Annotated in this window: 5 protein-coding genes and 1 CRISPR repeat array; of the genes, 4 read left to right on the forward strand and 1 reads right to left on the reverse strand. The window is 71.2% G+C overall.

Translation table 11 applies throughout. The features are described from left to right. Positions 1-3 precede the first annotated feature (3 nt). The 3 genes from cas1e to ABTY98_RS05495 all read left to right on the forward strand — a co-directional run bounded on the left by cas1e (position 4) and on the right by ABTY98_RS05495 (position 5,715). Entirely contained in the window at positions 4-954 is a 951-nt protein-coding gene (gene cas1e, locus ABTY98_RS05485; protein ID WP_352219550.1) for a type I-E CRISPR-associated endonuclease Cas1e, read from the forward strand. Continuing rightward, positions 951-1,307 (forward strand): type I-E CRISPR-associated endoribonuclease Cas2e, encoded by a 357-nt coding sequence (cas2e, locus tag ABTY98_RS05490; protein WP_352219551.1) that lies wholly within the window; start codon positions 951-953, stop codon positions 1,305-1,307. Before cas1e ends, cas2e begins: the two co-directional genes overlap by 4 nt. A 102-nt stretch (positions 1,308-1,409) precedes the next feature. Then, a CRISPR array of direct repeats spans positions 1,410-4,429; the repeat unit is 29 nt; unit sequence CTGCTCCCCGCACCCGCGGGGATGGTCCC. A 353-nt stretch (positions 4,430-4,782) separates the two neighbouring features. After that, the gene (locus ABTY98_RS05495) at positions 4,783-5,715 is read left to right on the forward strand and encodes a hypothetical protein (RefSeq protein WP_352219552.1); all 933 of its coding nucleotides are present in this window, start codon (positions 4,783-4,785) and stop codon (positions 5,713-5,715) included. A gap of 26 nt (positions 5,716-5,741) precedes the next feature. On the opposite strand, the gene ABTY98_RS05500 is transcribed toward ABTY98_RS05495, so the two are convergent. Beyond that, a complete protein-coding gene (locus ABTY98_RS05500) occupies positions 5,742-6,068 on the reverse strand; it encodes a hypothetical protein (protein WP_352219553.1) in 327 nt (108 codons plus the stop codon). Between the two features lie 210 nt (positions 6,069-6,278). Here ABTY98_RS05500 and ABTY98_RS05505 point away from each other — a divergent pair. Then, on the forward strand, positions 6,279-6,707 hold a 429-nt coding region (locus ABTY98_RS05505; RefSeq protein ID WP_352219566.1), incomplete at its 3' end, for a transposase.

The following is a 6,707-nucleotide window of genomic DNA, read 5'->3' on the forward strand; positions in this document are numbered from 1 at the left end:
CCGGTGACGACCGTCGGCCGCAGACCCGCGAGCAGCCCACGCGAACTGACCCGGGCCGCCGACCGGGCCAGCTTCATCTACCTGGAGCGCTGCACCATCCACCGCGACGCCAACGCGATCACCGCCGAGGACGCCGAAGGCACCACCCACATCCCCTCCGCGACCATCGGCACCCTGCTACTCGGCCCCGGCACCCGCATCACCCACCAGGCGATGAGCGTGCTCGGCGAGACCGGGGCCGGCGTGGTCTGGGTCGGCGAACACGGCGTGCGCTACTACGCGGCCGGGCGGGCACTGTCCCGCTCTGCCGCCCTCGCCCAAGCGCAGGCCTCCTGCTGGGCCAACCGCCGCACCCGCCTGGACATCGCCCGCGCGATGTACCGTCTGCGCTTCCCCGACGAGGACCCAGCCGGCTGCACCCGCCAGGAACTACTCGGCCGCGAGGGTCGCCGCGTCAAGGACTGCTACCGCGCCCAGGCCCAACGCACCGGCGTCCCCTGGCACGGCCGCCGCTACACCCCCGGCGACTTCGCCTCCGGCGACCCGGTCAACCAGGCCATCACCGCCGCCGCCCAGGCGATGTACGGCGTCGCCCACGCCGTCGTCGCCGCACTGGGCTGCTCGCCCGCCCTCGGATTCGTCCACTCCGGGCACGAACTCTCCTTCGTACTGGACATCGCCGACCTGTACAAGACCGAAGTCGGCATCCCCATCGCCTTCGACGCCGCGGCCGCCTCACCCGAAGACATCGGCGCACGCACCCGCCACGCGCTACGCGACCGCATCCACGAACTACGGCTGCTGGACCGCGTCGTCGCCGACATCCACCACCTGCTCCTGCCCGACCACGCATCAACCGCCGCCTTCGATGACATCGACGAGGTAACCCTCCAATCCGACCAGGACCTCCAGGTCGCCGCAGGCATCAACTACGACCTAGAGAGCTGCTGGTGACGGTCATCGTGCTCACCAACTGTCCCGCCGGCCTGCGCGGCTTCCTCACCCGCTGGCTGCTCGAAATCTCACCCGGCGTCTTCATCGGCAACCCCACCGCCCGCGTCCGCGACGCACTGTGGCACGAGGTCCGCCAGTACTCCGGTCAGGGCCGCGCCCTGCTCGCCCACACCACCAACAACGAGCAAGGCTTCACCTTCCGCACCCACGAGCACGCCTGGCGCCCCATCGACCACGAGGGCCTCACCCTCATCCGCCGCACCAGTGAACACGCCTCCGCCCCCTCCCCGACAACCCCGCCCCGCCAGGGCTGGAGCAAAGCGGCCAAACGCCGCCGGTTCGGCAACCGCTGACCGACCGGACACTCGATGCGCCCTGATTCACGATGTATGCCGGATTCCGTGAAAGTGCTAAATCCCCGAGGCTCTCGGTCATAAACCCGCAGGTCACCGAGTCTGCTCCCCGCACCCGCGGGGATGGTCCCGACTGGGGGACCCACCATGCACCCGGCTGACGACTGCTCCCCGCACCCGCGGGGATGGTCCCGTCACCACCGGTGAGGTCCTGGTCCTCACCCACTGCTCCCCGCACCCGCGGGGATGGTCCCGCACCATGCACCGAATGCCAACCGAACGACGACTGCTCCCCGCACCCGCGGGGATGGTCCCGCATGCGCGTCCTCCTCAACATGCCCCCCCGCCTGCTCCCCGCACCCGCGGGGATGGTCCCCAGGAGATCGACACGCCGGACATGGCGGACACCTGCTCCCCGCACCCGCGGGGATGGTCCCCCGTTCGTCAACGTGCCGCCCGCCCCGACCCCCTGCTCCCCGCACCCGCGGGGATGGTCCCTGACAGCGGAACAGGCACACTAGGCGCATAACCTGCTCCCCGCACCCGCGGGGATGGTCCCTCTGCACTGCGGGGCGGGCAGGCCAACTCGCACTGCTCCCCGCACCCGCGGGGATGGTCCCGTGACCTCCGCGATCACGTAGAAACGGCGCACCTGCTCCCCGCACCCGCGGGGATGGTCCCCGGATCGCGGGGCTGTCGAGAGCGTCGGTCACCTGCTCCCCGCACCCGCGGGGATGGTCCCGACCTCTTCGACCGCGGCACCGACGAGCAACTCTGCTCCCCGCACCCGCGGGGATGGTCCCCCAACTGCCGCTCGGTGACCAGAGGGCCGCGACTGCTCCCCGCACCCGCGGGGATGGTCCCGTCTCCAAGGTCGCCACCCGCTGGGCGAGGGCCTGCTCCCCGCACCCGCGGGGATGGTCCCCCGTGCAGGTCTACATGGGTCATCCCGTCCGGCTGCTCCCCGCACCCGCGGGGATGGTCCCTGCCCGGCCTGTTCCGGCAGATCAACACGACCCTGCTCCCCGCACCCGCGGGGATGGTCCCGCGATGGAGACTCTCGGCTGGTGGCAGAACCCCTGCTCCCCGCACCCGCGGGGATGGTCCCGGAACGAGGATCGACGGCGCGGCCTGCTTGTTCTGCTCCCCGCACCCGCGGGGATGGTCCCCGACCGGTGTGCGGCTGGCGGCGTCACGAGTTCTGCTCCCCGCACCCGCGGGGATGGTCCCTGCACCGTCGTGGTGGAGTTGGCGCCGATCGTCTGCTCCCCGCACCCGCGGGGATGGTCCCGACAGGTACCGGCCGAGCAGCTCCACCCCCGACTGCTCCCCGCACCCGCGGGGATGGTCCCCTCGATAAGGCTCTGTCGATCGGATCGGCGATCTGCTCCCCGCACCCGCGGGGATGGTCCCGCCAGTGGTGGCGCCAGTACTCGACGCCGCTGCTGCTCCCCGCACCCGCGGGGATGGTCCCGAGGGACCGGTGCGGCTGTGCGGCCGGGACGACTGCTCCCCGCACCCGCGGGGATGGTCCCACGGCGACCTCGGTCACCGTTACCGGCCTGTACTGCTCCCCGCACCCGCGGGGATGGTCCCGGGGTGATGCCCCGGCTTCCGAGGTGGGAGTACTGCTCCCCGCACCCGCGGGGATGGTCCCGACTTTGCGTAGGCGCGAGTCCCGGAGATCGACTGCTCCCCGCACCCGCGGGGATGGTCCCGCGAGCAGAACCAGCACCATCGACGCGCTCGCCTGCTCCCCGCACCCGCGGGGATGGTCCGCAGCCGGCCGTTGGGACCGGTCTGGTTTACGGCTGCTCCCCGCACCCGCGGGGATGGTCCCATCACCGGCCAGCCCATGAACCGCTCGTTCAGCTGCTCCCCGCACCCGCGGGGATGGTCCCGTCCGCCAGTTCAACCCGCGCGATTCGGCGGACTGCTCCCCGCACCCGCGGGGATGGTCCCGCAGACTTGACCTTGCGGCCCTTCTCCGAGGTCTGCTCCCCGCACCCGCGGGGATGGTCCCCCGTGGTCCCTGCTGTTCGGCGCCCTCCTGGCCTGCTCCCCGCACCCGCGGGGATGGTCCCGCCCGAAGGGTCTCCTTCGCGGTGGTGAGAAGCTGCTCCCCGCACCCGCGGGGATGGTCCCAGGAGAGCAGCGCAATGGACAGACAGCAGATCCTGCTCCCCGCACCCGCGGGGATGGTCCCGAGGAGTTGAGGGAGCGCATCGTCTCCCTTGACTGCTCCCCGCACCCGCGGGGATGGTCCCTCTCACCGTCCGGCGCGGGCATAGGCGGCGTCCTGCTCCCCGCACCCGCGGGGATGGTCCCAAGATCTGGGCCGGGGACAAGGTCAAGGTGAGCTGCTCCCCGCACCCGCGGGGATGGTCCCAGGGCCCCGTTCGCGGGGTGCTCGGCCCCTTCCTGCTCCCCGCACCCGCGGGGATGGTCCCGACGAGATCCGTGCGCTCCTCATCCGTGCCGGCTGCTCCCCGCACCCGCGGGGATGGTCCCAGCGCATCGCTGGTCAAGGGCGTCTGACCCTGCTGCTCCCCGCACCCGCGGGGATGGTCCCCACCCGGACTCCACCGGGCCGATCCACTGGGTCTGCTCCCCGCACCCGCGGGGATGGTCCCCACCTGAAGGGTGATCCGAAGGTGGCGCTCAACTGCTCCCCGCACCCGCGGGGATGGTCCCTTCGCCCGGACCCCCGTGAACGCGGTCACCAACTGCTACCCGCACCCGCGGGGATGGTCCCGTTGGCGATGTTCCCGTACGTTGCGACGATGTCTGCTCCCCGCACCCTCGGGGATGGTCCCTTCTCATCCATCTCGAACGCCAGCTCCAGGGCCTGCTCCCCGCACCCGCGGGGATGGTCCCATCAACCTGCCCGGCGTTTCGGACGCCACCGTCTGCTCCCCGCACCCGCGGGGATGGTCCCACCAAGCTCGCCAGCCGCCTCGCCCATGAGGACTGCTCCCCGCACCCGCGGGGATGGTCCCGACGGGATGCCGTCGGCCTTCTGTGCGATGCCCTGCTCCTCGCACCCGCGGGGATGGTCCCCAGATCCGCACCGCGGCCCGCGCCGGTATCTACTGCTCCCCGCACCCGCGGGGATGGTCCCACCTTCGAGGGGCTGGCGATCCCGAACCCAGACTGCTCCCCGCAACCCGCGGGGATGGTCCCTCGCGGTGCGCTTCCATCCACACGCGGATCAGCTGCTCCCGGCACCCGCGGGGATGTTCCCGCGGGCGAGACCGCGGACACCCGGATCGACCGCTGCTCCCCGCACCCGCGGGGATGGTCCCAACGGCGTCCGCATGTCCAACTCCAAGTGGGACTGCTCCCCGCACCCGCGGGGATGGTCCCGCGTACAACCTGCAAAGCACGGACGCAGCGAACTGCTCCCCGCACCCGCGGGGATGGTCCCGACACCGACGTCGCCGCGAGTCGGCACGGCAACCGCTCCCCGCACCGGATGGTCCCCCGGTACTCCGGGAGTCCGCGAGTCCGGGAGTCTGCTCCCCGCACCCGCGGGGATGGTCCCGAGATCGGCGGCGTCTGCCTGGACTGGGCCGAGCAGCGCGCCCGCCAGTGGGGCCGGGACTCCGCCATGTACGCCAACCGCGTCCTTGGGGAGTTCCACGCCTCGGATGAGGACAGCGTCATCTCCCTCGCCTGGGTGGAGGCCGCCATCGAGCGGTGGCACGTGTGGGACCAGGCCAGCCGCCCGGACGTGCCCGGCCGGCGCGTGCTCGGCGTGGACGTCGCCCGCTCTGGTGGGGACTCCACCGTGCTGTGCCACCGCCGCGGCCTGGTCGTCGCCGAGGTGGAGACCCACGACCGTGAGGACACCATGCACACCACGGCGCGCGTCCAGGCCGCCCTGGGCGAAGAAGAAGGCGCCGCCGCCGTCGTGGACTCCATCGGCGTGGGCGGCGGCGTGGTGGACCGGCTGCGAGAGCTGGGCGCGCCCGTGCTCGCCTACACCGGGGCGGCCAAGTCCAAGCTGCGCACCCGTGACCGAGAGTGGGGTTTCGTCAACGTCCGCTCTGCCGCGTACTGGAAGCTACGGGAGCTGCTCGATCCGGCGTTCGGCGCCGAGCTCGCGCTACCGCCGGACGACCTGCTGGTGGCCGACCTGACCACGCCGACGTGGGACATCACCACCGGCGTACCGCCCAAGATCAAGGTGGAGCCCAAGGACGAGGTGGTGGCCCGCCTCGGCTGCTCCCCAGACCGCGGGGACGCCACGGCGATGAGCTTGTTCGCGGACAACCTGGCGGCCACCAAGCTGCACGCCCCCGGCGGGCAGCGCGACACCCGGCCGTCCCGTGCTGCTGCCCGGTACGCCCGGCCCACCACGCAGGGCCTGCCCGCCACCAAGGCCGGGGCGGGCAGCACGCGCTGACTACTTGCCAGACAGTAAGGCGGTACTCACCCGACTCGATCGTATTCCTCAATGTCTTCGAGAACCGAGACGGTGACCATCACGTCCAGCGGTGAGCCCCAATCGACATGCAGAAGGAACTCGACACCCCCCGTGCCGCCTTCCGGCCCGTGGACGCCCACGTTCGACACCCAGATGCTGGCCGCTCCGAGACTCGGTCGAATAGTGTCCAGCCCGCCAAGTCCGCCTGGGAAACCCGGGAACTCCGCCGCCGTGACAATCACAGCAGACTTCCGATTGATCGGAGCCCAGTTGAGATTCGCTCTGCTGGTGCCCTGCTTGCCGGTGAGGAAGAAGCGTATTGAGCGCGCCATGTCTGACACCTCCGCTGGCAAATCGCTTCGCTGCGGCGACGGTTGCCGGGCCGCCAAGCAGCCTCGCGTTTCCATCAGAACATCGATCTGACAGCGCAACAACTTGACGCGAGCGTGCGCCAGACCCTTGAGGGTTTACACGCCACTAAGGACTGGTAACAAAGTGAGTTTGTAGCCGGGGCTGGAATGACGGCGTGTCAGTTCTCGTTGATGCTGCCCGGATGGGGGTGTGAGGTAGCCGAGACGAAGAGTGCGCGCAAGCCGTGGGAGGTCGAGGACGGGCTGTGGGAGCGGATCGAGCCGCTGCTGCCCGTGGTCGAGCGCCGGTACCGGCATCCGGGGCGAAAGCGCCTGGATGATCGCAGGGTGCTGTGCGGGATCCTGTTCGTGCTCTATACCGGGATCCCGTGGCGGTTCCTGCCTCAGGAGCTGGGCTTCGGCTCGGGAATGACCTGCTGGCGGCGGCTGCGGGACTGGAACGAGGCGGGAGTCTGGCAGCACCTGCACGAGCTGCTGCTGGCCGAACTGCGGGCGGCCGACATGCTCGACTTCTCCCGCGCCGCCGTCGACTCCTCCCATCTGCGCGCGATGAGGGGTGGGCCGGCCACCGGCCCGTCCCCGGTGGACCGGGGGAAGACC

Origin of the sequence: Streptomyces sp. NPDC096040 (genome assembly GCF_040303265.1) — a bacterium.
GTDB lineage: Bacteria > Actinomycetota > Actinomycetes > Streptomycetales > Streptomycetaceae > Streptomyces.